General features: G+C 60.8%; 22 protein-coding genes and 1 pseudogene. 12 read left to right on the top strand and 11 right to left on the bottom strand.

The window, feature by feature from the left end; translation table 11 throughout:
- Window positions 1-67: 67 nt before the first annotated feature.
- Window positions 68-1,531 carry an ATP-dependent RNA helicase RhlB gene (gene rhlB / locus KI235_RS24465; RefSeq protein ID WP_003205304.1) on the bottom strand — a complete coding sequence of 488 codons (1,464 nt, stop codon included), beginning with the start codon at window positions 1,529-1,531 and terminating at the stop codon, window positions 68-70.
- Between the two features lie 98 nt (window positions 1,532-1,629).
- Window positions 1,630-2,286 (bottom strand): alpha/beta hydrolase, encoded by a 657-nt coding sequence (locus tag KI235_RS24460; protein ID WP_003205303.1) that lies wholly within the window; start codon window positions 2,284-2,286, stop codon window positions 1,630-1,632.
- Window positions 2,287-2,759: 473 nt separating this feature from the next.
- Between KI235_RS24460 and KI235_RS24455 the strand changes: the two genes are divergently transcribed.
- The 4 genes from KI235_RS24455 (at window position 2,760) to KI235_RS24440 (ending at window position 6,922) form a co-directional block, all read left to right on the top strand.
- Complete coding sequence (locus KI235_RS24455) at window positions 2,760-3,791, top strand: amino acid ABC transporter substrate-binding protein (RefSeq protein WP_003205302.1); 1,032 nt, start codon at window positions 2,760-2,762, stop codon at window positions 3,789-3,791.
- A 65-nt stretch (window positions 3,792-3,856) separates the two neighbouring features.
- The gene (locus tag KI235_RS24450) at window positions 3,857-5,038 is read left to right on the top strand and encodes an amino acid ABC transporter permease (protein WP_003205301.1); all 1,182 of its coding nucleotides are present in this window, start codon (window positions 3,857-3,859) and stop codon (window positions 5,036-5,038) included.
- A 10-nt stretch (window positions 5,039-5,048) separates the two neighbouring features.
- A complete protein-coding gene (locus tag KI235_RS24445; RefSeq protein WP_003205300.1) occupies window positions 5,049-6,146 on the top strand; it encodes an amino acid ABC transporter permease in 1,098 nt (365 codons plus the stop codon).
- Between the two features lie 11 nt (window positions 6,147-6,157).
- The gene (locus KI235_RS24440) at window positions 6,158-6,922 is read left to right on the top strand and encodes an amino acid ABC transporter ATP-binding protein (protein WP_003205299.1); all 765 of its coding nucleotides are present in this window, start codon (window positions 6,158-6,160) and stop codon (window positions 6,920-6,922) included.
- Between the two features lie 67 nt (window positions 6,923-6,989).
- Here the strand turns inward: KI235_RS24440 and KI235_RS24435 are convergent, their stop codons facing one another.
- Complete coding sequence (locus KI235_RS24435) at window positions 6,990-7,478, bottom strand: type II toxin-antitoxin system MqsA family antitoxin (protein WP_003205298.1); 489 nt, start codon at window positions 7,476-7,478, stop codon at window positions 6,990-6,992.
- Window positions 7,475-7,786 (bottom strand): annotated as a pseudogene (locus KI235_RS24430) (type II toxin-antitoxin system MqsR family toxin). Before KI235_RS24430 ends, KI235_RS24435 begins: the two are co-directional and overlap by 4 nt.
- Window positions 7,787-7,952: 166 nt before the next feature.
- Between KI235_RS24430 and KI235_RS24425 the strand changes: the two are divergent.
- From KI235_RS24425 to KI235_RS24405, 5 genes are all read left to right on the top strand, one after another.
- Window positions 7,953-8,612, top strand: a complete 660-nt coding sequence (locus tag KI235_RS24425; protein ID WP_003205296.1) for a FadR/GntR family transcriptional regulator — start codon at window positions 7,953-7,955, stop codon at window positions 8,610-8,612.
- Between the two features lie 36 nt (window positions 8,613-8,648).
- Window positions 8,649-9,953: a CynX/NimT family MFS transporter gene (locus tag KI235_RS24420; RefSeq protein ID WP_212795883.1), complete on the top strand. Its 1,305-nt coding sequence runs from the start codon at window positions 8,649-8,651 to the stop codon at window positions 9,951-9,953.
- A gap of 87 nt (window positions 9,954-10,040) precedes the next feature.
- On the top strand, window positions 10,041-10,511 hold the full coding sequence (locus tag KI235_RS24415) for a nuclear transport factor 2 family protein (protein ID WP_003205294.1): 471 nt from the start codon (window positions 10,041-10,043) through the stop codon (window positions 10,509-10,511).
- Window positions 10,512-10,551: 40 nt separating this feature from the next.
- A complete protein-coding gene (locus KI235_RS24410) occupies window positions 10,552-10,875 on the top strand; it encodes a GIY-YIG nuclease family protein (protein ID WP_003205293.1) in 324 nt (107 codons plus the stop codon).
- A 79-nt stretch (window positions 10,876-10,954) separates the two neighbouring features.
- Window positions 10,955-11,890: a glutathione S-transferase family protein gene (locus KI235_RS24405; protein ID WP_039013874.1), complete on the top strand. Its 936-nt coding sequence runs from the start codon at window positions 10,955-10,957 to the stop codon at window positions 11,888-11,890.
- Window positions 11,891-12,077: 187 nt separating this feature from the next.
- Here the strand turns inward: KI235_RS24405 and KI235_RS24400 are convergent, their stop codons facing one another.
- Both KI235_RS24400 and yejK read right to left on the bottom strand, forming a co-directional pair.
- Window positions 12,078-12,434, bottom strand: coding sequence for a glutaredoxin family protein (locus KI235_RS24400; RefSeq protein ID WP_212795342.1), 357 nt, complete (start codon window positions 12,432-12,434; stop codon window positions 12,078-12,080).
- On the bottom strand, window positions 12,434-13,438 hold the full coding sequence (gene yejK / locus KI235_RS24395; RefSeq protein ID WP_003205290.1) for a nucleoid-associated protein YejK: 1,005 nt from the start codon (window positions 13,436-13,438) through the stop codon (window positions 12,434-12,436). Before yejK ends, KI235_RS24400 begins: the two co-directional genes overlap by 1 nt.
- Window positions 13,439-13,834: 396 nt before the next feature.
- Here yejK and KI235_RS24390 point away from each other — a divergent pair, with 396 nt between their 5' ends.
- Window positions 13,835-14,116: an HU family DNA-binding protein gene (locus tag KI235_RS24390; protein ID WP_003205289.1), complete on the top strand. Its 282-nt coding sequence runs from the start codon at window positions 13,835-13,837 to the stop codon at window positions 14,114-14,116.
- An 82-nt stretch (window positions 14,117-14,198) separates the two neighbouring features.
- Here the strand turns inward: KI235_RS24390 and rlmF are convergent, their stop codons facing one another.
- The 5 genes from rlmF to KI235_RS24365 all read right to left on the bottom strand — a co-directional run bounded on the left by rlmF (window position 14,199) and on the right by KI235_RS24365 (window position 20,923).
- Window positions 14,199-15,224: a 23S rRNA (adenine(1618)-N(6))-methyltransferase RlmF gene (gene rlmF / locus KI235_RS24385; RefSeq protein ID WP_212795341.1), complete on the bottom strand. Its 1,026-nt coding sequence runs from the start codon at window positions 15,222-15,224 to the stop codon at window positions 14,199-14,201.
- Between the two features lie 257 nt (window positions 15,225-15,481).
- Entirely contained in the window at window positions 15,482-18,328 is a 2,847-nt protein-coding gene (locus KI235_RS24380) for a valine--tRNA ligase (RefSeq protein WP_003205286.1), read from the bottom strand.
- A gap of 241 nt (window positions 18,329-18,569) precedes the next feature.
- Window positions 18,570-18,935, bottom strand: coding sequence for a hypothetical protein (locus KI235_RS24375; protein ID WP_003205284.1), 366 nt, complete (start codon window positions 18,933-18,935; stop codon window positions 18,570-18,572).
- Window positions 18,936-18,943: 8 nt separating this feature from the next.
- Window positions 18,944-19,372, bottom strand: a complete 429-nt coding sequence (locus tag KI235_RS24370; protein ID WP_003205282.1) for a DNA polymerase III subunit chi — start codon at window positions 19,370-19,372, stop codon at window positions 18,944-18,946.
- A 60-nt stretch (window positions 19,373-19,432) separates the two neighbouring features.
- Window positions 19,433-20,923 carry a leucyl aminopeptidase gene (locus KI235_RS24365; protein WP_003205280.1) on the bottom strand — a complete coding sequence of 497 codons (1,491 nt, stop codon included), beginning with the start codon at window positions 20,921-20,923 and terminating at the stop codon, window positions 19,433-19,435.
- 313 nt (window positions 20,924-21,236) lie between these two features.
- Between KI235_RS24365 and lptF the strand changes: the two genes are divergently transcribed.
- Together lptF and lptG are read left to right on the top strand one after the other, a co-directional pair.
- A complete protein-coding gene (lptF, locus tag KI235_RS24360; protein WP_003205278.1) occupies window positions 21,237-22,358 on the top strand; it encodes an LPS export ABC transporter permease LptF in 1,122 nt (373 codons plus the stop codon).
- Window positions 22,351-23,412: an LPS export ABC transporter permease LptG gene (gene lptG, locus KI235_RS24355; protein WP_013694154.1), complete on the top strand. Its 1,062-nt coding sequence runs from the start codon at window positions 22,351-22,353 to the stop codon at window positions 23,410-23,412. Before lptF ends, lptG begins: the two co-directional genes overlap by 8 nt.
- The last annotated feature ends 66 nt before the right edge of the window (window positions 23,413-23,478 follow it).

Genomic DNA, 23,478 nt, shown 5'->3' with positions numbered 1-23,478 from the left:
GGCTGCGCTGATCATTCCCACGCTCTGCGTGGGAATGCCTCATGGACGCTCTGCGTCCGTCTCGATGCTAAGGGCGCTTGCGCTCGACCGGTCGCAACAGATGCGTCGGCGGAGTTTCGCAATTAATCTTTTTCCCCAGCAACGCCTCAATCGACGGCAACTGGTAGGAGTCATCCTCACCGGCGAAGCTGATCGAAACCCCCGCGGCCCCGGCACGACCGGTACGGCCGATGCGATGCACGTAGTCGTCCGGCACTTCCGGCAGGGTGAAATTGATCACGTGGCTGATGCCGTCGATGTGGATACCACGACCGGCCACGTCGGTGGCCACCAGCACGCGAATCTTGCCTTCACGGAAACCTTCGAGGGTCTTGATGCGCTTGTGTTGCGGCACGTCGCCCGAGAGCTGGGCCGCGTTGACGCCATCGCGCACCAGGCGTTCCTCGATGCGGCGCACTTCGTCCTTGCGGTTGGCGAACACCATCACCCGCTCCCAACCGTTGTCGTTGACCAGGTTGTAGAGCAGCTTGTACTTGTCGGCCCCGGCGACTGCGTAGATATGTTGCTCGACGTTTTCGCTGGCGACGTTCTCGGCTTCGATCTCGACGATGGCAGGGTCGGTGGTCCACTGCTTGGCCAGGTTCATCACGTCCTCGGTGAAGGTGGCGGAGAACAGCAGGGTCTGGCGTTCGCTTTTCGGTGGAGTCTGGCGAATGATCTGGCGCACTTGCGGGATGAAGCCCATGTCGAGCATGCGGTCGGCTTCGTCCAGCACCATCACTTCGACCATGTCCAGGTGCACGTCGCCGCGCTGGTTGAAGTCCAGCAGGCGGCCCGGCGTGGCGACCAGGATGTCGCAGTGACGGGCTTCGAGGTGCTTGAGCTGCTTGTCGAAATCCATGCCACCCACGAACGTCATGACGTTCAGGCCGGTGTACTTGGTCAGGTCGGCGGCGTCCTTGGCGATCTGCACCACCAGCTCGCGGGTCGGCGCGATGATCAGCGCCCGCGGTTCGCCCATGTAGCGTTCCTTGGGCGGTGGGGTCTGGAGCAGCTGGGTGATGATGGAAATCAGAAATGCGGCGGTCTTGCCGGTGCCGGTCTGAGCGCGACCGATGGCGTCTTTGCCGGCGAGGGTGTAACCGAGCACTTGCGCCTGGATCGGCGTGCAATACGGGAAACCCAGGTCCTGGATGGCATGCATCAGTTCCGGGGCGAGCTTGAAATCGTGGAAGCGGGTCTTGCCTTCCTGGGGTTCTACGACGAAGTCCTCGAGCTTCCAGGCGACGACCGGCGGTTTCGGTGCGCGTTCGCGCCGTGGCCTGGGGGTTTCGTTGCGTGGTTTCTCGGGCTCGGGGGCCGTAACAGGCTGGGCGACGGGTTCTTTTGTTGCCTGTGCAACAGGTGCCGCCCGGCGCGGTTGTTGCGCATCGGTACGGCTCGGGCCGTGGGTCGGCGCAGTGGAGCCAGGCGCGAGTTGCTCGGCCTCGCTTTTACCGAACATCTTCTTGAGTGCTTTGAGCACGGTCATCTCATCGATTGGTTAAGGAATGTACGCCGGCCAGTGTAATGCAAGAAACGGGCGCGGCGTAGTGTGATCGTCAAAGGACCGGCGTGGCGATCAGCCTCTTAGCGCAACCGCTCGGCCAGCCAGGTGCCGATGTCGCGAATCTCCTCGGGTAACACTTCGTGGCCCATTGGGTATTCTTGCCATGTCACGGTGACACCATGCTGCTTCAAATACTCTTTTGCGGTCCGACCCATGGGGTTGAGTACCACTTCGTCGTATTGCCCGTGCAGCGCCAGGACTGGAATACGTTGCTGGCTGGCCGACAATTGCAACTCATCGCTGAAAGTCGGTGCATAAGTAGACAGCGCGACCACGCCGCCCAGCGGGCCCTGCCATTTCACGAATGCCGTGTGATAGACCACCGCGCCGCCCTGGGAGAAACCCGCCAGGAAAATCCGCGAGGCGTCTATTCCGCTGGCTCGCTGGGTTTCGATCAGGTCGATGACCCGTTGTGCCGAGGCTTCGAGCTGCTGTTCGTCAATGGCCCGCGCCGGGCTCAAGGCCCGGATGTCGTACCAACTGGGCATGGCGTAGCCGCCGTTAATCGTTACTGGTTGGGTCGGTGCCTGGGGTAGAACGAAACGTGTGGTGAGCAAACTTTGTTGCAACATTTCAGCGACTGGCAGGAAATCAAAACGATCGGCGCCCAGGCCGTGAAGCCAGATAACGCACGCGTCGGCAGTGCCGCTGGGCTCGAGAATCAGGGGGTCGGTCATGGTTGTGCTCCAAATCTGTGCGGGCGCGCCCAATCAGTGCGTGATTACAGTGCGTGTCCGGTGTCTCAGTTAATTAGATGTCGCAAAGTTGAAAGTTTTTGTCTTGACGTGTTTTACAAGGGCTAAGCGCAGCGGTCTGGTACGGGCTTTGCTATGGGTGTACCCGAGTGATGATTCTTACGCTGTGCGGTAACACTATCAGTTCACCGCGACGCATGGGATATCAGAAATCCGGTGATGAATGTTCGCCAGTAGCCGCTACGGGCTTCGCGAACGTGAAGGGCTACAGCCCGTTCGGCCGATTGGTGAGAGATGGGCATGACCACTGTTTACGGACATCCTCATTATTAGACTCATAGCGAAGGTCCAGACGTCGGTTGACCCTAAAAAAAGCCAACAAGGGTCGGCAATGCCCCAAAAGGGTGCGACAGGACTCGAGCTCCGACACAACAAGAGCAAAACTGGAGGTTTGAATGAAGTTACTGAAATCCACCCTGGCCGTCATGACTGCAGCAGCAGTCCTTGGTGTCAGCGGGTTCGCTCAGGCGGGTGCAACTCTGGATGCCGTGCAGAAAAAAGGTTTTGTGCAATGTGGTGTGAGTGATGGCCTGCCGGGTTTCTCGGTGCCTGATTCGACCGGCAAGATCGTCGGTATCGACGCTGATTTCTGCCGTGCCGTGGCCGCTGCTGTATTTGGCGATGCGACCAAGGTCAAGTTCAGCCAGTTGAACGCCAAGGAGCGCTTCACCGCGCTGCAATCGGGCGAAATCGACATGCTCTCGCGCAACTCCACCATGACCAGCTCCCGTGACGCGGGCATGGGCTTGAAATTCCCAGGCTTCATCACCTACTACGACGGCATCGGCTTCCTGGCCAACAACAAGCTGGGCGTCAAAAGCGCCAAGGAACTGGACGGTGCAACCATCTGCATCCAGGCCGGTACCACCACCGAGCTGAACGTTTCCGACTACTTCCGCGCCAACGGCCTGAAGTACACCCCGATCACTTTCGACACCTCCGATGAAAGCGCCAAGTCGCTGGAATCCGGTCGTTGCGACGTGCTGACCTCGGACAAATCCCAGCTGTTCGCCCAGCGCAGCAAGCTGGCTTCGCCAAAGGACTACGTGGTTCTGCCGGAAACCATTTCCAAGGAGCCCCTGGGCCCAGTCGTGCGTAACGGCGACGACGAGTGGTTGGCCATTGTCCGTTGGACTGGCTACGCCTTGCTCAACGCTGAAGAAGCTGGTGTGACCTCGAAGAACGTCGAGGCCGAAGCCAAGTCCACCAAGAACCCTGATGTCGCTCGTATGCTGGGCGCTGATGGTGAATACGGCAAAGACCTGAAACTGCCGAAAGACTGGGTTGTGCAGATCGTCAAGCAGGTCGGCAACTACGGTGAAATGTTCGAGCGCAACCTCGGCAAGGGCACTCCGCTGGAAATCGACCGCGGCCTGAACGCTCTGTGGAACGCCGGCGGCATTCAATACGCACCACCAGTGCGCTGATGGTTCTATCACCCGGTGGGCCAACCACCGGGTGATGTTCTGTTCCATTCTTTGCGGGGCACTTCATGCAAAATTCAATCGGCGCACCTAAGCAGAGGCTCAGCCTCAGCGATCCACGAGTGCGTGCGTGGGTATTTCAAATCGTCACTGTCGTGGCGGTTATCGCGCTGGGCTGGTTTCTGTTCGATAACACACAAACCAATCTTCAGCACCGAGGCATCACCTCCGGTTTCGGCTTCCTGGAACGCAGTGCCGGTTTCGGCATCGCCCAACACCTGATCGACTACACCGAAGCGGACAGCTATGCCCGGGTCTTTGTCATCGGGTTGCTCAACACGCTGCTGGTCACGTTCATTGGCGTGATCCTGGCAACTATCCTGGGGTTCATCATCGGTGTGGCACGGCTGTCGCAGAATTGGATCATTTCCAAGCTGGCAACCGTTTATGTCGAGGTTTTCCGTAATATCCCGCCACTGCTGCAAATCCTGTTCTGGTACTTCGCGGTATTCCTGAGCATGCCAGGACCGCGGGCCGCCCATAACTTTGGCGACACCTTCTTTGTCAGCAGCCGGGGCCTGAACATGCCTGCCGCGCTGATGGCCGAAGGGTTCTGGCCGTTCGTGATCAGTGTTGTGCTGGCGATCGTCGCCATCGTGCTGATGACGCGTTGGGCCAACAAGCGTTTCGAAGCGACTGGCGAGCCGTTTCATAAATTCTGGGTCGGCCTGGCGCTGTTCCTGGTGATCCCGGCGTTGAGCGCGCTGCTTTTTGGTGCGCCGGTGCATTGGGAAATGCCGGAGCTCAAGGGCTTCAACTTCGTCGGTGGCTGGGTGCTGATCCCGGAACTGCTGGCCTTGACCCTGGCCTTGACCGTGTACACCGCGGCCTTCATCGCCGAGATCGTACGCTCGGGCATCAAGTCGGTCAGCCACGGCCAGACCGAAGCCGCCCGTTCCCTGGGGCTGCGCAACGGTCCGACCCTGCGCAAAGTGATCATCCCGCAGGCCCTGCGCGTGATCATTCCACCGTTGACCAGCCAATACCTGAACCTGGCGAAAAACTCCTCCCTGGCGGCCGGTATCGGCTACCCGGAAATGGTTTCGCTGTTTGCCGGCACAGTGTTGAACCAGACGGGCCAGGCCATCGAGGTGATTGCGATCACCATGAGTGTGTACCTGGCGATCAGTATCAGCATTTCGTTGCTGATGAACTGGTACAACAAGCGCATTGCGCTGATCGAGCGGTGAGGAAACGCGCATGACGACTCATACTTTCAAACCAGACATGCCCCCGCCGGGCAGCAGCATCGGCGTGGTGGCGTGGATGCGCGCCAACATGTTCTCCAGCTGGATCAACACGCTGCTGACCCTGTTTGCGTTCTACCTGATCTACCTGATCGTTCCACCGCTGTTGCACTGGGCGATCCTCGATGCCAACTGGGTCGGTACCACCCGCGCCGACTGCACCAAGGAAGGCGCCTGCTGGGTGTTCATCCAGCAGCGTTTCGGTCAGTTCATGTACGGCTATTACCCGACGGATCTGCGCTGGCGCGTCGACCTGACCGTATGGCTGGCAGTGATCGGTGTGGCGCCGTTGTTCATCTCGCGCTTCCCGCGCAAGGCGATCTACGGCCTGAGTTTCCTGGTGCTGTATCCGATCATCGCCTGGTGCCTGCTGCACGGCGGCGTGTTCGGCCTGGACGCCGTGGCGACCAGCCAATGGGGCGGCCTGATGCTGACCCTGGTGATCGCTACCGTCGGTATCGTCGGTGCACTGCCGCTAGGCATCGTCCTGGCGTTGGGCCGTCGTTCGAACATGCCGGCGATTCGCGTGGTCTGCGTGACCTTCATCGAGTTCTGGCGCGGCGTGCCATTGATCACGGTGCTGTTCATGTCCTCGGTGATGCTGCCGCTGTTCCTGCCTGAAGGCATGAACTTCGACAAGCTGCTGCGGGCGTTGATCGGGGTGATCCTGTTCCAGTCGGCCTACATTGCCGAAGTGGTGCGTGGTGGCCTGCAAGCCATTCCCAAGGGCCAGTACGAAGCGGCCGCGGCGATGGGCCTGGGTTACTGGCGCAGCATGGGCCTGGTGATTCTGCCGCAAGCCCTGAAGCTGGTGATCCCGGGTATCGTCAACACCTTTATTGCGTTGTTCAAGGACACGAGCCTGGTGATCATCATCGGCCTGTTCGACCTGCTCAACAGCGTGAAACAAGCTGCCGCCGACCCGAAATGGCTGGGCATGGCCACTGAAGGCTATGTGTTCGCCGCCCTGGTGTTCTGGATTTTCTGTTTTGGTATGTCCCGCTATTCCATGCATTTGGAACGCAAGCTGGACACTGGCCACAAGCGTTAGGAGCGTAGTTTATGAGTGAAGCGATCAAACAGCCTGTGAGCCCTGAAGGCATTATTCAGATGCAGGGCGTCAACAAGTGGTACGGCCAGTTCCACGTGTTGAAAGACATCAACCTGAACGTCAAGCAGGGCGAGCGTATCGTGCTGTGCGGCCCGTCGGGCTCCGGCAAGTCCACCACCATCCGCTGCCTCAACCGCCTGGAAGAGCACCAGCAGGGCCGCATCGTGGTCGACGGCGTGGAGCTGACCAACGACCTCAAGCAGATCGAAGCGATCCGCCGTGAAGTCGGCATGGTGTTCCAGCACTTCAACCTGTTCCCGCACCTGACCATCCTGCAGAACTGCACCCTGGCGCCGATGTGGGTACGCAAGATGCCCAAGCGCAAGGCCGAGGAAATCGCCATGCATTACCTGGAGCGCGTGCGCATTCCAGAGCAGGCGAACAAGTACCCGGGCCAGCTCTCCGGCGGTCAGCAACAGCGCGTGGCCATCGCTCGTGCCCTGTGCATGAAACCGAAAATCATGCTGTTCGACGAGCCGACCTCGGCCCTCGACCCGGAAATGGTGAAAGAAGTGCTGGACACCATGATCGGCCTGGCCGAAGACGGCATGACCATGCTCTGCGTGACCCACGAAATGGGTTTCGCCCGCACCGTGGCCAACCGCGTGATCTTCATGGACAAGGGTGAAATCGTCGAACAGGCCGCGCCGAACGACTTCTTCGACAACCCGCAGAATGACCGCACCAAGCTGTTCCTGAGCCAGATCCTGCATTGATCCGGCCTTAGGCAGTGAAATAAGCCCGGACTTGTCCGGGTTTATTTTTGCCTGCGTTTTCTTCGCCTCAGGAGCTGAGCACGGTTTCGCGCTCGGGGTGGCGGTCAAGCAACAACTGCCGCAGGTCGGTGCCTTCGTCCAGGATCTGGATCTCGGCCATCAGGTGCGGATGACGATCCAGCAGGCGCATCAGCATGAACAGCGGTTGAGGTGGGGGGATCTCGCCTCGCTCATAGCGGGAAAAGGCATTGTGCCCACCGCCGGACAGTAACTTCACGGCTTCTTTCTGGGTTAGATGCAGTTTGCGACGGATGCGCTTGATCTCTGCGCCCATGGCTTGAAGACAGTCTTCGAGCAACTGGTCGCTTGCCTTGGAATAGCGCTCGGCGCTGTCGGTATCGTGATCGAATTCTATTTCGCCACAGACCTGGCACTCCCACCCGGCGATGTCGTGCACCGGTCGGGCTACCCGCTTGTAGTCGACTGAGAAGCTGCGATTCTTGAAGTGATGCATCGCCTTGTCTGTGCCACAGCTGACACATTGCTGTGTTTTCATTGGTTTTTCTCTTTGAAGGAGATCACCGGATGCCCACCGCCGGGGCGGTAAGTCACTTTGATGTAGATCTCCCGATCCTGAAATGTTGTGTGATAGACGTCTTGCCAGATTCAGTGATCGGCATAGGTGGTCATCGATTTGTGCAGCATCCTGTACTCCAGCAGGTGAACGATCCGCAGCATCTGGGCAAGACTTAACGTCATCCTCCGTCCGCCTTCCCGCGCGCTCATCGTGAACGCCTTGCTTCCCAACCTGCGAACCTCGGCCTTGACCTCTGCCAGCTCGTAATGGGGCGTGCTCTTTTCCATAAGAAGTCATTTACCTTGTCTCTAAAATTACCCTCAAAGGGTAATTTTGACTAATCGAAAATCTCGCTCTTTATCTGCCCTTAAACCCTAGGCGCTTGTTCTCTGGGATGAAGCTGACTAACATGTCAGAAAATTCATCCTATGATTGGATGAAAGGGCGGACTCCATGTCAGATATTTCTCCATTAATAAAGCGCTCCCTAGTCGATCAGGCCTTGGAGCAATTGCGCCGACGTATCAGCGATGGTGTGTGGGCCGTCGGCCAGCGCTTGCCCACCGAGCCGGAGTTGGTGGCGGAACTGGGTATCAGCCGCAACACCGTGCGCGAAGCCATGCGCGTGCTGGCGTTTTCCGGGCTGATCGAGATCCGCCAGGGCGACGGCAGTTACGTGCGGGCAGTGGTTGATCCGCTGGATACGCTCAAGGTGCTGTCCCGCTGTTCGTTGGAACAGGCCCGGGAAACCCGGCATATCCTGGAGGTAGAGGCCATTGGCCTGGCGGCGCTGCGGCGCACCGATGAGGATCTGCTTGCCTTGCGCCGGGCGCTGCAAGACAGCGGCGAGCATTATCACGGCGACCTGGAGCACTACATCGCCTGCGACCTGGTGTTCCACCGCCTCCTGGTGGATGCCGCGCACAACCCTGCGCTCAGTGAACTCTATCGCTACTTCTCCAGCGTCATCGGCGCACAGCTGCGCCAGAGCCTCAACATCACCCCGCGCCATCAACATGTGTTCGACCTGCATGTCGAAATCCTTGAAGCCGTCGAGCAACAGGATCCGCAACGGGCCAAGTCCCTGTGCCGCCAATTGATCAATGAACCCTGAGTGCTTGAAACCCTGAGCCCCGAACCCGAGTTTTCCATGTCCCGCGATCTGCTTGACCCTGCCACTTCGACGGCGCCCAAACGCGCCGCCGAACTCGAAGAACTGTTGATCGACGCCGAGGCCGACGATGAGCAGGCCCAGCAGCACCATCCGTTGGTGCGCCGCCCCTGGCTGTTGCTGCTCGGGTTGATCCTGGTGGCGCTGAACTTGCGTCCGGCGTTGTCGAGCATGGCGCCGTTGCTCAGCGAAGTGTCAAGAAGCCTCGGCCTGTCGGCTGCCCAGGCCGGTTTGCTGACCACATTGCCTGTGCTTTGCCTGGGCCTGTTCGCGCCGCTGGCGCCGGTGCTGGCGCGGCGCTTCGGTGCCGAGCGCGTGGTGCTGGGGATCTTGTTGACGCTGGCGGGCGGGATTGTCTTGCGCAGCGCCTTCGGTCAGGTCGGGCTGTTTGTCGGCAGCATCCTGGCCGGCGCGAGTATCGGTGTGATCGGCGTGCTGCTGCCGGGCATCGTCAAGCGCGACTTCGCCAAACAGGCCGGCACCATGACCGGTGTCTACACCATGGCTTTGTGCCTGGGCGCGGCGATGGCGGCCGGGGCGACCGTGCCGCTGAGCGAGCAGCTTGGCCACAGCTGGGCCTTGGGCCTGGGCTTCTGGGTGGTCCCGGCGCTGCTGGCCGCGGTGTTCTGGTTACCGCAAGTGGGCGGGAAACACGGAGCCCACCAAGTGGCTTATCGGGTCCGCGGCTTGCTGCGTGATCCCCTGGCCTGGCAAGTGACGTTGTACATGGGGCTGCAATCGTCCCTGGCCTACATCGTCTTTGGCTGGCTGCCGTCGATCCTGATTGGCCGTGGCCTGACCCCGACCCAGGCCGGGCTCGTGCTGTCCGGTTCGGTCATCGTGCAGTTGATCAGTTCCCTCGCGGCGCCCTGGTTGGCAACGCGCGGCAAGGACCAGCGCCTGGCCATCGTGATCGTCATGCTCATGGTCCTGGGTGGCTTGTTCGGTTGCCTCTACGCGCCGCTCGATGGCTTGTGGGGCTGGGCGATCCTGCTGGGCTTGGGGCAGGGCGGATCATTCAGCCTGGCGCTCACGCTGATCGTGTTGCGTTCGCGGGACGCCCACGTGGCCGCCAACCTTTCCAGCATGGCCCAGGGGTTCGGCTATACGCTGGCGTCGCTGGGGCCGTTCGCGGTGGGTGTGGTCCACGACTTGACCGGCGGCTGGAATGCCCTGGGCTGGATCTTCGGCCTGGTTGGCCTGGGGGCGATCATCGCCGGCATCGGCGCAGGCCGGGCGTTGTACGTCGGGGTCAGCAGCGAAAGGGTCACTGACCTTCGTTGATATCATTTTCATGGCGAATGACGATAGTCTTCCCTGCGGCGGAAGATTATCGTACTGGCCTACTGAAACGTTTTTCGGAGCCTGTCCATGAGTGATGCCCACAACGCCTTGATCAGCCGTTTTTATCAGGCCTTCCAACGCCTGGACGCCGAAGCCATGAGCGCTTGCTACACCGACGACGTGCTGTTCAGCGACCCGGCGTTCGGCGAGCTGCGCGGGCGCGATGCCGGCGACATGTGGCGCATGCTGACGACCCGGGCCAAGGACTTTTCCCTGACCTTCGATAACGTGCGCAGCGATGAGCGTACCGGTGGTGCCCATTGGGTGGCGACGTACTTGTTCAGCCAGACCGGCAACATTGTGATCAATGACATTCAGGCGCGCTTCGTTTTTCGCGACGGCAAGATCTGCGAGCACCACGACAACTTCGATCTGTGGCGCTGGTCTCGCCAGGCATTGGGTGCCAAGGGCCTGTTGCTGGGCTGGACACCACTGGTACGCAACGCCGTCAGGGCCCAGGCCCTCAAGGGGCTGCGGGCGTTCCAGGCCAGTCGCTGATAAGATCGCGGCTTGTCTTTACCGACCTGTTGAACATCTAGTGACGACCGCCACCCTCTCTCCCGATCTGCCTGCACAAGGTCCCACCGAAGCGGACAAACCCTGGTTTGTCTACCTGGTGCGGGCCGCCAACGGTTCGCTGTACTGCGGCGTCAGTGATGACCCGGTGCGGCGTTTCGCCAAGCATCAAAGCGGCAAGGGGGCACGCTTCTTCCTTTCCAGCCCGGCAGTGGCCCTGGTGTACACCGAGGCTTGTCGCGACAAGGGCGAGGCCCTGCGCCAGGAGCGGCTGATCAAAAAGCTCAAGAAAAGCGCCAAGGAATGCCTGGTGGCCAGTGCGCTGTCGCTCAATCAGCCGGGCTGATAGGCCTTTATCAGGCCGGTAGGCTGTCCCGATCAGGCGCGCTAAGCTGTAAGACTTCATTCCTGCAGTGGCTAATCTCATGTCAGAGCTGATCCTTCATCATTACCCAACGTCTCCTTTCGCGGAAAAAGCCCGGCTGCTGCTGGGCTTCAAGGGGCTGTCCTGGCGTTCGGTGAACATCCCGCCGATGATGCCCAAGCCTGACCTTACGGCGTTGACGGGTGGCTATCGCAAGACGCCGGTGTTGCAGGTCGGCGCGGATGTCTATTGCGATACGTCGCTGATGGCTCGCCGCCTGGAGCAGGAAAAAGCTTCGCCGGCGCTGTTCCCCGAAGGCCGGGAAATGCTTGCCGCGTCCTTTGCAGCGTGGGCCGATTCGGTGGTGTTCCAGCATGCGGTGAGCCTGGTGTTCCAGCCGGAGTCGGTGGCGGCACGGTTCGCCAAGCTATCGCCCGAAGCGATCAAGGCGTTCATCAGCGACCGTGCCGGGCTGTTCAGTGGCGGCACGACTACGCGCTTGGCCGCCGAGCAGGCCAAGCACCAATGGCCGACGATCATGGCGCGTCTGGAGCAACAGTTGCAGCGAGAGGAGGGCGATTTCCTGTTGGGTGATCCGTCGATTGCCGACTTCGCCATGGCCCATCCGCTGTGGTTCCTCAAGGGCACTCCGGTTACCTCGCCGCTGGTGGATGCGTATCCTGCTGTCTCGGCATGGTTGGCGCGGGTGTTGGGTTTCGGCCATGGTGCCTCGAGCCAGATGAGTGCCGAAGAAGCCTTGGACGTTGCCCGCAACGCTACGCCGGCAGCGCTGCCGGATGAGGTATTCGACGAGCCGAACGGGTTCACGGCAGGGCAGCAGGTGACCATCGCCGCGACCGACTATGGCGTCGATCCGGTGGCCGGGGAGTTGTTGTTTGCTGGCAGCGAAGAATTGATTCTGCGTCGCGAAGACGAGCGGGGCGGGGTGGTGCATGTGCACTTTCCGCGGTTTGGCTTCCGGATCGAGGCTCGATGAACAACGAATGACCTTGTGGGAGCGAGCTTGCTCGCGATGGCGCCAGATCAGTCGATATTGATGTTGAATGTTGGTCCGCTATCGCGAGCAAGCTCGCTCCCACAGGATAGGTGTGTGGTTCACAGGATCTGCGTTTGCCGCCGATCACTGTGTGGGAGCGAGCTTGCTCGCGATGAGGCCCTCAAACCTATATCGCGGGCAACGCCTTGAGAATATTCTCCGGCTCATATCCACGAATCAACGTACCGTTCACATCCAGGATCGGAATCCCCCGGCCACCCAGCGCCTCATAAGTCTTGCGCGCCTCGGTGTCCTTCTCGATATCGAACTCGCGAAACGGCACACCTTTCTCATCCAGGAACCGCCGGGTTGCCTTGCAGTAGCCGCACCAGGCGGTGGCATACAGCACGACGCGGGCGTTGCTGCGGATCTGCTCGGAAACCATCTGTGACGGGTTGAACACCCGCTCGATCTTGCCCCAGTTCTGATAGGCCACCACCACCAGCAGAATCAGCAGGAATTTCTTCAGCACCCCACCAAACATCAATTGCGACGCTTGAGCTGGTCGGTCAGCGACGTGGGCAGGCCCTTGATGATCAGCGTGCCGGCCTCTTCGTCGTACTCGATCTTGGAGCCCAACAAGTGCGCTTCGAAGCTGATGGACAAGCCTTCGGCGCGACCGGTGAAGCGACGGAACTGGTTGAGAGTGCGTTTATCCGCCGGGATTTCCGGCGACAACCCGTAGTCCTTGTTGCGGATATGGTCGTAGAAGGCTTTCGGGCGATCTTCGTCGATCAGTTCGGACAGTTCTTCCAGGCCCATCGGCTCGCCGAGCTTGGCCTGGCTGCTGGCGTAGTCGACCAGGGTCTTGGTTTTTTCCCGGGCATCCTCTTCCGGCAGGTCTTCGCTTTCGACGAAGTCACTGAAGGCCTTGAGCAGGGTGCGAGTCTCGCCGGGGCCGTCGACACCTTCCTGGCAGCCGATGAAATCACGGAAATACTCCGAGACCTTCTTGCCGTTCTTGCCCTTGATGAACGAGATGTACTGCTTCGATTGCTTGTTGTTCTGCCATTCCGACACGTTGATCCGCGCCGCCAGGTGCAACTGGCCCAGATCCAGATGGCGGGACGGGGTCACGTCCAGCTCATCGGTCACCGCCACGCCTTCGCTGTGGTGCAGCAGGGCGATGGCCAGGTAGTCGGTCATGCCTTGCTGGTAGTGAGCGAACAGCACGTGGCCGCCCACCGACAGGTTGGACTCTTCCATCAGCTTTTGCAGGTGTTCCACCGCCACGCGACTGAAGGCGGTGAAGTCCTTGCCGCCGTCCAGGTACTCCTTCAGCCAGCCGCTGAACGGATGCGCCCCGGACTCGGCATGGAAAAAGCCCCAGGCCTTGCCTTGCTTGGCGTTATAGCTTTCGTTGAGGTCGGCGAGCATGTTCTCGATGGCCGTGGACTCTGCCAGTTCGGAGTCGCGGGCATGGAGCACAGCTGGGGTGCCGTCGGGTTTTTTGTCGATCAGGTGGACGATGCAATGACGGATCGGCATGGATTTCTCGGCTGATGAAAGAGAGGAGGGCGCGCTCCCCGAAAAAGGCCCCAGTGTACCGCAATCACTGGTTTTGGAACCCGGCAAAGGCCCTTTCAGACCCGTCCGACACCCTATATGCATTTTTTTAACGTTTTAGCGCAAGAAAGCTGACCAAATGGGTAGCTAGAGGCGGATATTTCAGAGGCGTTGTGCTAGTTTTGCCCGGTCTTACGCGAAGTCACTGCGTTAAGCGTGCATTCAGCATCTGTCAGGTCGAACCAATCCCGGTTTTCGGCATCTATTACCCCGATCCGTCGCGGTGATTGCCGAGGGTGCCTGATCAAGAGAGATCGGGCTCGATGGCTGACACTGCACTCTGCAATCCATATGAATTTGATAGGGAAGGAACACTACATGGCTCTTACTAAAGACCAACTGATCGCTGATTTGGCTGAATCTGTAGACGCACCAAAAGCTACCGTGCGTTCGCTGCTGGACCAACTGGGCCAAGTCGTTGCCGATCAGCTGGAAAATGGCGGCGAAATCACTCTGCCAGGTGTTGGCAAGCTGAAAGTCACCGAGCGTCCTGCCCGTACCGGCCGCAACCCTTCGACTGGCGCTGCCATCGAAATCGCTGCCAAGAAAGTGATCAAGCTGGTTGTGGCCAAAGGCCTGACCGACGCGGTCAACAAGTAAGACCGCAGTAAAAAAAAACCGTGCCTCGGAGCGATCCGGGCACGGTTTTTTATTGCCTTGAAAACCACCTGTAGGTGTCTTTCTAATCCTTGCGAACCCAACGCGACTGGCGCCAAGCCTGTTGCTGGGCCTGGGTCTGGAAGGTCCAGGCCACGAAACGACTCTGCTTCTGGCCCTGGGACATCTCCACCACCTGGCTGTGCAGCGCCCCGGCCTTTTTCAGCGCGGTTTGAATCGCCGGCAGGTTCGACGCCTTCGACACCAGGGTGCTGAACCACAGCACTTGCCCGGCCAGCTGCGCGCTTTCGCCGATCAGTTGCGTCACGAACCGGGCTTCCCCACCCTCGCACCACAACTCCGCAGCCTGACCGCCGAAATTCAGCACCGGCAGCTTGCGCTTCGGATCGGCCTTGCCCAGTGCCCGCCACTTGCGCTGGCTGCCCTTGGTGGCTTCCTCCAGGGAGGCATGGAACGGTGGGTTGCACATCGTCAGGTCGAAACGTTCGGTGTCGTCCAGCAGGCCCAGGAGAATCTGCTTGCGGTTGGCTTGCTGGCGCAACTGGATGGCTTTGTTCAACCCATTGGACTGGACGATGGCCTTGGCCGAGGCGATGGCCGTTGGATCGATCTCCGAACCGAGGAAGTGCCAGCGGTAGTCGCTGTAGCCGATCAATGGATAAACGCAGTTGGCGCCGGTGCCGATGTCCAGCACCTTGACCGCCGCCCCACGGGGGATTTCACCTTCGTTGTGGCTGGCGAGCAAATCGGCGAGGAAATGTACATAGTCCGCCCGCCCTGGCACCGGTGGGCACAGATAGTCGGCCGGGATATCCCAGTGGGCGATGCCATAGAAAGCTTTGAGCAGCGCCCGGTTGAATACCCGCACGGCCTCAGGGCTGGCAAAGTCGATGCTTTCCTTGCCGTAGGGGTTGATGATCACGAACTTTGCCAGTTCCGGCGTGCTCTTGATCAACGCTGGGAAGTCGTAGCGGCCCTGGTGGCGGTTGCGCGGATGCAGGCTGGCTTTTTCACGCGGCGCCACGGTTTTAGCCGCCGGGGCGGACTTGGGCTTCTGGCGGGCAGGTTTGGGTGTGCGGGGGGCGGTCATGGGCGGGTCGATTCGGGGATGGCTCAAAAAGTGGCGGGCATTGTCCCACATCCGGCCCGGTCTTGATGACTGCGTGGTTTAAATGTGGGAGCGAGCTTGCTCGCGATAGCAGTGTGTCAGTTGGCATATGGGTTGGCTGATCCGCCGCTATCGCGAGCAAGCTCGCTCCCACATGGGTTTTGCGATACCTGAAAAGGAAAGTGACAGGCATGAAAAAGGAGGTCCAACTGGACCTCCTTTTTCATTGCGAACCGCTGTTACAGGCTGGCGATCCGCGCGTGCTGCTCGGCCAGCTTGCCCAAGGCCTGTTCCGCCTCGGCCAGTTTGGCCCGTTCCTTCTCGATGACTTCGGCCGGCGCCTTGTCGACGAAGCCGGCGTTGGACAGCTTGCCGCCGACCCGCTGCACTTCGCCTTTGAGACGCAGGATTTCCTTGTCCAGGCGCGCCAGTTCCGCGGCCTTGTCGATCAGGCCCGCCATTGGCACCAGCACTTCCATCTCGCCAACCAGGGCGGTGGCCGACAGTGGTGCTTCTTCGCCGGCTGCCAGGACCGTCACCGATTCAAGCTTCGCCAGTTTCTTGAGCAACGCCTCGTTTTCGTTGAGGCGGCGCAGGTCTTCGGCGCTGGCGTTCTTCAGGAACAGGGCCAGTGGCTTGCCCGGACCGATGTTCATTTCGGCGCGGATGTTACGCAGGCCCAGCATGAAGGTCTTGAGCCACTCGATGTCGTCTTCAGCCGCCGGATCGATGCGGCTTTCGTTGGCCACCGGCCAAGGTTGCAGCATGATCGTCTTGCCTTGGGCGCCTGCCAGCGGTGCGATGCGCTGCCAGATTTCCTCGGTGATGAACGGCATGAACGGATGCGCCAGGCGCAGGGCCACTTCCAGCACGCGCACCAGGGTGCGACGGGTGCCGCGCTGGCGTTCGACCGGGGCGTTTTCGTCCCACAGCACAGGCTTGGACAGTTCCAGGTACCAGTCGCAATACTGGTTCCAGATGAACTCGTACAAGGCTTGCGCGGCCAGGTCGAAACGGAACTGGTCCAACTGGCGAGTCACTTCGGCCTCGGTGCGCTGCAACTGCGAAATGATCCAGCGATCGGCCAGGGTCAGTTCAAAGGCTTCGCCGTTCTGGCCGCAGTCTTCGCCTTTATCCAGCACGTAGCGCGCAGCGTTCCAGATCTTGTTGCAGAAGTTGCGATAGCCTTCGACGCGGCCCATGTCGAACTTGATGTCGCGACCGGTGGACGCCAGCGAGCAGAAGGTGAAACGCAGGGCGTCGGTGCCGTAGCTGGCGATGCCCTCGGCGAATTCTTCGCGGGTGGCTTTCTCGATCTGCTTTGCCAGTTTCGGCTGCATCAGGCCGGAGGTGCGTTTCTGCACCAGGGTTTCCAGGTCGATGCCGTCGATGATGTCCAGCGGGTCCAGGACGTTGCCCTTGGACTTGGACATCTTCTGGCCCTGGCCGTCGCGCACCAGGCCGTGGACGTAGACGGTCTTGAACGGCACTTGCGGCGTGCCGTCTTCGTTCTTCACCAGGTGCATGGTCAACATGATCATCCGGGCGACCCAGAAGAAAATGATGTCGAAGCCGGTGACCAGGACGTCGGTGGAGTGGAATTTCTTCAGGAATTCGGTCTGCTGCGGCCAGCCCAGGGTGGAGAAGGTCCACAGGCCGGAGCTGAACCAGGTGTCGAGGACGTCGTTGTCCTGTTGCAGCGCCACGTCCGGGCCGAGGTTGTGCTTGGCGCGGACTTCGGCTTCATCACGGCCGACATAGACCTTGCCCGACTCGTCGTACCAGGCCGGAATGCGATGGCCCCACCACAGTTGACGGCTGATGCACCAATCCTGGATGTCGCGCATCCACGAGAAATACATGTTTTCGTATTGCTTGGGCACGAACTGGATGCGGCCGTCTTCGACAGCGGCAATCGCAGGCTCAGCCAGCGGCTTGGTGGACACGTACCACTGGTCGGTCAACCACGGTTCGATGATGGTGCCCGAGCGGTCGCCTTTCGGGACTTTCAGGGCATGGTCGTCGACGCTGACCAGCAGGCCGGCGGCATCGAACGCCGCGACGATCTGCTTGCGTGCTTCGAAGCGGTCCAGGCCGGCATATTCGGCCGGGATCTGGCCGTCGACGCTTTCGTTCAGCGTGCCGTCGAGGTTGAATGCCTGGGCTGCCGGCAATATGTTGGCGTTCTTGTCGAAGATGTTCAGCAGCGGCAGGTTGTGGCGTTTGCCGACTTCGTAGTCGTTGAAGTCGTGGGCCGGGGTGATTTTCACGCAGCCGGTGCCGAATTCAGGGTCGCAGTAGTCGTCGCCGATGATCGGGATACGACGGCCAACCAGGGGCAGTTCGACGAACTTGCCGATCAGCGCCTGGTAGCGTTCATCGTTCGGGTTCACCGCCACGGCGGAGTCGCCCAGCATGGTTTCCGGACGCGTGGTGGCGACGATCAGGTAATCCTTGCCTTCGGCGGTCTTGGCGCCGTCGGCCAGTGGGTACTTCAGGTTCCACAGGAAACCTTTCTCGTCGTGGTTCTCCACTTCGAGGTCGGAAATGGCCGTGTGCAACTTGGTGTCCCAGTTGACCAGGCGCTTGCCGCGATAGATCAGCCCGTCCTCATGCAGGCGCACGAAGGCTTCCTTCACCGCTTCCGAAAGACCGTCGTCCATGGTGAAGCGCTCGCGGCTCCAGTCCACGGACGAGCCGAGGCGACGGATCTGGCGGCTGATGTTGCCGCCGGACTCGTCTTTCCATTCCCAGACTTTCTCGAGGAATTTCTCGCGGCCCAGGTCATGGCGATTCTGGCCCTGGGCTTCGAGGCGGCGCTCCACCAGCATCTGCGTGGCGATACCGGCGTGGTCGGTGCCCGGCTGCCACAAGGTGTTGCGACCTTGCATGCGCCGGAAACGGATCAGCGCATCCATGATCGCGTTGTTGAAACCGTGGCCCATGTGCAGGCTGCCGGTGACGTTCGGCGGCGGGATCATGATGGTGTAGGAATCGCCCGCGCCTTGCGGAGCGAAATAATTCTCGGACTCCCAGGTGTTGTACCAGGAAGTTTCAATGGCGTGCGGCTGGTAGGTCTTATCCATGCGCGGCGGGACCCTATTGGCATTTATTCAGGAAAAGCCGGGAAGTATAGCGGGCGGGGCTGGTGCAAGCCACATGCAGCAAGCTGGAAGCTTGGCAGATGGCTTGTGGGCGCAACCGAACAATGTGGGAGCGAGCTTGCTCGCGATAGCGGTAGATCAGCAACATTGATGTTGACTGACACACTGCTATCGCGAGCAAGCTCGCTCCCACAAGGTGTTCGGTAGTCAGTAAATCTCGGGGTTACTCGTACTGGCTCAGCAACCGCTCCATCCGCGCATCCAGCCGGCGCTTGATCTCGGTCTCGATGTGCGGGGCGAAGTCGTCGATGACGTCTTGCATGATCAACTGCGCCGCAGCGCGCAGTTCGCGGTCCAGGTGCAGCAGGGCGTCGGGCCCTTTGACTTCGGTCTTGGCGGCAGGCTTGGGTTCCGGCTGGCCGTTGATCGGGTCGAACAGCAGGGGGATCTGTTCATCATGCACCGGCTCGTGCACGACCGTGTCGGTCAGCAGCGGCGGTTGCAGGTTGTCGTCGCCGAGCAGTTGGCGGATCGACTCGAGGTCATCCAGCAGGTGCGCGGGTTTTTGTGGCGGTTTTGGAGTGTCCATCGTAGGGCTCAGAGTCGCTGTAAACGGTGGTCTTGCAGAGGATAGCCCTGTTCGCGGTAGAAACGGAAACTCTCCCGCGCGGCTTGTCGGATGGCCGGGTCTTCGACCACCACTTCCGCCACACGGGCGAAGCGCTGGGCAAAGGCCGGTACTTTCAGGTCGAGGTTTACCAGCAGGTCCTGGTGCTGGCCGCAGTCATCCCCCAGCCCCAGCACGATCAACCCTTCGGGTTCGCTCTCGGCCGGGCCGTGGGGCACGAAGCTCTCGCCCTTGAAGGCCCACAGGCGTGCGTCCAGGTCCTCGCGCTGGGCGGCATCGCTGCAATGCAGGTAGATGCGGTGCCCCATGCGCCAGGCTTTTTCAACGAGCTTGCAGGCAAAATCCAGCCGCGCCGACGGGTCGGCGCTGGGCAGGATATAGAAATCGACTTTGGTCATTGCGGTTCCTGAGCCGCCGCTGGCGCCACCCGAGGGTGACGCCAGCGACGGTCATTGGTGTCAGGCCTTGGCGCGGTCCAGCAGGTACTGGGTCAGCAGGGGCACCGGACGACCGGTGGCACCCTTGTCCTTGCCGCCGCTGGTCCATGCCGTGCCAGCGATGTCCAGGTGCGCCCAGTTCAGGTTCTTGGTAAAGCGCGACAGGAAGCAGGCTGCGGTGATGGTCCCGGCTTTCGGGCCGCCGATGTTGGCGATGTCGGCGAACGGGCTGTCCAGTTGTTCCTGGTACTCGTCGAACAGTGGCAACTGCCAGGCGCGGTCGTCGGCCTGTTGGCCGGCGCTGAGCAGTTGGCCGATCAGCTCATCGTTGTTGCCCAGCAGGCCCGAGGTGTGGGAACCGAGGGCGACGATGCAGGCGCCGGTCAGGGTCGCGATGTCGATCACCGCTTGCGGCTTGAAGCGCTCGGAGTAGGTGAGGGCATCGCACAGCACCAGGCGGCCTTCGGCGTCGGTGTTGAGGATTTCCACGGTCTGGCCGCTCATGGTGGTGACGATGTCGCCCGGACGCGAGGCCGTACCGCTGGGCATGTTCTCGGCGCAGGCCAGGATGCACACCAGGTTGATCGGCAGTTGCAGTTCGAGCACCGCGCGCAGGGTGCCGAACACGCTTGCGGCGCCGCCCATGTCGTACTTCATCTCATCCATGCCCGCGCCCGGCTTGAGGCTGATGCCGCCGGTGTCGAAGGTGATGCCCTTGCCGACCAGTGCGTACGGCTTCTCGGATTTCTTGCCACCGTTGTATTGCATCACGATCAGGCGTGGCGGCTGGGCGCTGCCCTGGCCGACGGAATAGAACGAACCCATGCCCAGGTCCTTGATCTTCTTCTCGTCGAAGACTTCGACCTTCAGGCCCTTGAACTCCTTGCCCAGTGCCTTGGCTTGTTCGCCGAGGAACGTTGGGTGGCAGATGTTCGGCGGCAGGTTGCCCAGGTCGCGGGTGAACGCCATGCCGTTGGCAATCGCGGTGGCGTGGGTCACGGCACGCTGGACTTCAGCCTGGGCAGCCTTGATGGTCAGTACGGTGATTTTTTTCAGGGCGCGGGGTTCGGCTTTCTGGCTCTTGAACTGGTCGAACTGGTATTCGCCGTCCACCAGGGTTTCGGCCAGCAAGCGGTTCTTGCCGTAGCTGTCGCGGCCCTTGATCACCAACTCGTCCAGCGCCAGGGTGGCATCAGCGCCGCCAAGGCCCTTGAGGGTACCCAGCACGCCAGCAATGATTTTACGGAATGGACGGTCGCCCAGTTCAGCGTCCTTGCCCACGCCCACCAGCAGCACGCGGTCGGCCTTGAGGTTGGGCAGGTTTTGCAGCAACAGGCTCTGGCCGACCTTGCCGGCCAGGTCGCCGCGCTTGAGTACGGCGCTGATGGCCCCGCCGCTCAGGGTATCGAGCTGGGTGGCGACCACGCCAAGCTTGCGGTTTTCACCGACGGCGACTACCAGTGTGGCGGTTTTCAACGTTTCTGGGCTGACGCTTTTTACAACCAGTTCCATGTCCGGATCCCTGAGTCAATGGTCAAGAGGCCAGGCGCCGAGACGGTGGCGCGCTGAGCGAGCTTCTTCTATATAAAAGAAGCGCCGGTGCTTGCCGGCGACAAAGGCCGCAGTTTGAACCCCGGCGCCCGAGCCTGACAACCCTCGACGGCGCTAACTTTTGGCTTTAAGCACCGGCTTAAAGCGTGCGAAGTGACAGGCGCCTCCAATCACAGGATAATGCGGCTCTTTTTTCGGCGGCTCGCGTTGGCGCGCCGACTCGATACGTTTGCTTGTTTGGCCGCCTTAGCCTGACAACCCTGGAGTGTCTGGTTTGATCGTCTTTCGTTATCTATCCCGCGAAGTCTTATTGACCTTGAGTGCCGTCAGCGCCGTGCTGCTGGTCATCATCATGAGCGGACGCTTCATCAAATACCTCGCCCAAGCGGCCTCCGGTGCCCTGGACCCGGGCTCGCTGTTCCTGATCATGGGGTTCCGCCTGCCGGGCTTCCTGCAATTGATCCTGCCGCTGGGGTTGTTCCTCGGTATCCTGCTGGCCTACGGACGCTTGTACCTGGACAGCGAAATGACCGTGCTGTCGGCCACCGGCATGAGCCAACAACGGCTGTTTCGCATGACGCTGTTCCCGGCCACGTTGGTGGCGCTGGTGGTGGCCTGGCTGAGCCTGAGCCTGGCACCCCAGGGTGCCACCCAGTTCCAGTTGCTGATCAACCAGCAAGACGCCATGACCGAGTTCGACACCCTGGTGCCAGGGCGTTTCCAGGCCCTGCGCGACGGTACGCGGGTGACCTACACCGAACAGCTCTCGGACGACCGGATCGACCTGGGCGGCGTCTTCATTACACAAAAGAACCTGTCTTCGGATGCCAAGAAGGACCGTGGCATCTCCGTGCTGGTGGCCGAGAAGGGCCGGCAGGAAATCAACCCCGACGGCAACCGCTACCTGATCCTGGAAAACGGCTATCGCTATGACGGCAAGCCGGGGCAGGCCGATTACCGGGCCATCAAGTACGACACCTATGGCGTGCTGTTGCCCAAGCCCGAGGTCAGCGACGAAGTCACTGACCGCGACGCAATGCCCACCGCCAGCCTGCTGGGCAACGACGACATTCGTGCCCGTACCGAGCTGCAATGGCGCCTGTCCTTGCCGCTGCTGGTATTCATCGTGACCCTCATGGCGGTCCCGCTGTCGCGGGTCAACCCGCGCCAAGGGCGTTTCCTCAAGCTGCTGCCGGCGATTCTTCTCTATATGGCTTACCTGACCATCCTGATTTCCGCCCGCGGTGCGTTGGAGAAAGGCAAGATCCCGCCAGCCCTGGGCCTGTGGTGGGTGCACTCGATCTTCCTGGCCATCGGCCTGGGGTTGCTCTATTGGGAGCCGCTGCGCCTGAAGCTGGCCAGTCGTCGCAGCGCGCTGGAGGTGGCCCGTGGTTAAACTCGATCGCTACATCGGCAGCAGTGTGTTCATGGCGATCCTTGCGGTACTGGGGATCATTCTCGGCCTGGCGACCCTGTTTGCCTTCATCGATGAAATGAGCGACGTCAGCGACACCTACACGCTGACGGACGTGGCGAGCTACGTGCTGCTGACGGCACCACGGCGTTTGTACGACATGCTGCCGATGGCCGCGCTGATCGGTTGCCTGATCGGCCTGGGCAGCCTGGCCAGCAATAGCGAGCTGACCATCATGCGCGCCGCCGGCGTGTCCATTGGTCGGATCGTCTGGGCGGTGATGAAGCCCATGCTGGTGTTGATGCTGGTGGGTGTGTTGATCGGCGAATACATCGCCCCAGCCACCGAAAATACTGCCCAGGCCAACCGTTCCCTGGCCCAGGGCGGCGGCGATGCGCAAAGCGCCAAGCACGGCCTGTGGCACCGTCAGGGCGACGAGTTCATTCACATCAACTCGGTCCAGCCCAATGGCATTCTCTATGGCGTGACCCGGTATCGCTTCGACGACCAACGGCACATGCTGTCGTCGAGCTTTGCCAAGCGCGCCAATTTCGCCGAGGACCACTGGCAGCTGAGCGATGTCACGACCACTTTGTTCCATGACAAGCGCACCGAGGTGGTCGCCGCCCCGCAGGAACGTTGGGACGTGTCGATCAGCCCGCAGTTGCTCAGCACCGTGGTGATGGCGCCTGAATCCCTGTCGATTACCGGCTTGTGGGGGTATATCCACTACCTTGCGGACCAGGGCTTGAATAACGGTCGCTACTGGCTGGCTTTTTGGGTCAAGGTGTTGCAACCGTTGGTCACCGCCGCCCTGGTATTGATGGCGATTTCCTTCATTTTCGGCCCGCTGCGTTCGGTGACCCTTGGCCAGCGGGTGTTTACCGGCGTGCTGGTGGGCTTCACTTTCCGCATTGCCCAGGATCTGCTGGGGCCGTCGAGCCTGGTGTTCGGCTTCTCGCCGTTGTTTGCGGTGCTGGTGCCGGCCGGTATCTGCGCGTTGGCCGGGCTCTGGCTGTTGCGTCGGGCCGGTTGATTGCTCGTGTAGCGAGGGGGCTGTGGGAGCAAGGCTGTGTGGGAGCAAGGCTTGCCCGCGATGAAG

This window comes from Pseudomonas sp. St386 (genome assembly GCF_018325865.1).
GTDB classification, from domain to species: Bacteria; Pseudomonadota; Gammaproteobacteria; order Pseudomonadales; family Pseudomonadaceae; genus Aquipseudomonas; species Aquipseudomonas brassicacearum.
Note: the sequence above shows the minus strand (reverse complement) of the source record. Positions and strands in the feature narration are given on the sequence as shown.

Bases quoted from the DNA above. Each gene is read 5' to 3' on its own strand.
- rhlB (WP_003205304.1), bottom strand. From the start codon at position 1,531: ATGACCGTGCTCAAAGCACTCAAGAAGATGTTCGGTAAAAGCGAGGCC.
- KI235_RS24460 (WP_003205303.1), bottom strand. From the start codon at position 2,286: ATGACCGACCCCCTGATTCTCGAGCCCAGCGGCACTGCCGACGCGTGC.
- KI235_RS24455 (WP_003205302.1), top strand. From the start codon at position 2,760: ATGAAGTTACTGAAATCCACCCTGGCCGTCATGACTGCAGCAGCAGTC.
- KI235_RS24450 (WP_003205301.1), top strand. From the start codon at position 3,857: ATGCAAAATTCAATCGGCGCACCTAAGCAGAGGCTCAGCCTCAGCGAT.
- KI235_RS24445 (WP_003205300.1), top strand. From the start codon at position 5,049: ATGACGACTCATACTTTCAAACCAGACATGCCCCCGCCGGGCAGCAGC.
- KI235_RS24440 (WP_003205299.1), top strand. From the start codon at position 6,158: ATGAGTGAAGCGATCAAACAGCCTGTGAGCCCTGAAGGCATTATTCAG.
- KI235_RS24435 (WP_003205298.1), bottom strand. From the start codon at position 7,478: ATGAAAACACAGCAATGTGTCAGCTGTGGCACAGACAAGGCGATGCAT.
- KI235_RS24425 (WP_003205296.1), top strand. From the start codon at position 7,953: ATGTCAGATATTTCTCCATTAATAAAGCGCTCCCTAGTCGATCAGGCC.
- KI235_RS24420 (WP_212795883.1), top strand. From the start codon at position 8,649: ATGTCCCGCGATCTGCTTGACCCTGCCACTTCGACGGCGCCCAAACGC.
- KI235_RS24415 (WP_003205294.1), top strand. From the start codon at position 10,041: ATGAGTGATGCCCACAACGCCTTGATCAGCCGTTTTTATCAGGCCTTC.
- KI235_RS24405 (WP_039013874.1), top strand. From the start codon at position 10,955: ATGTCAGAGCTGATCCTTCATCATTACCCAACGTCTCCTTTCGCGGAA.
- KI235_RS24400 (WP_212795342.1), bottom strand. From the start codon at position 12,434: ATGTTTGGTGGGGTGCTGAAGAAATTCCTGCTGATTCTGCTGGTGGTG.
- yejK (WP_003205290.1), bottom strand. From the start codon at position 13,438: ATGCCGATCCGTCATTGCATCGTCCACCTGATCGACAAAAAACCCGAC.
- KI235_RS24390 (WP_003205289.1), top strand. From the start codon at position 13,835: ATGGCTCTTACTAAAGACCAACTGATCGCTGATTTGGCTGAATCTGTA.
- rlmF (WP_212795341.1), bottom strand. From the start codon at position 15,224: ATGACCGCCCCCCGCACACCCAAACCTGCCCGCCAGAAGCCCAAGTCC.
- KI235_RS24380 (WP_003205286.1), bottom strand. From the start codon at position 18,328: ATGGATAAGACCTACCAGCCGCACGCCATTGAAACTTCCTGGTACAAC.
- KI235_RS24375 (WP_003205284.1), bottom strand. From the start codon at position 18,935: ATGGACACTCCAAAACCGCCACAAAAACCCGCGCACCTGCTGGATGAC.
- KI235_RS24370 (WP_003205282.1), bottom strand. From the start codon at position 19,372: ATGACCAAAGTCGATTTCTATATCCTGCCCAGCGCCGACCCGTCGGCG.
- KI235_RS24365 (WP_003205280.1), bottom strand. From the start codon at position 20,923: ATGGAACTGGTTGTAAAAAGCGTCAGCCCAGAAACGTTGAAAACCGCC.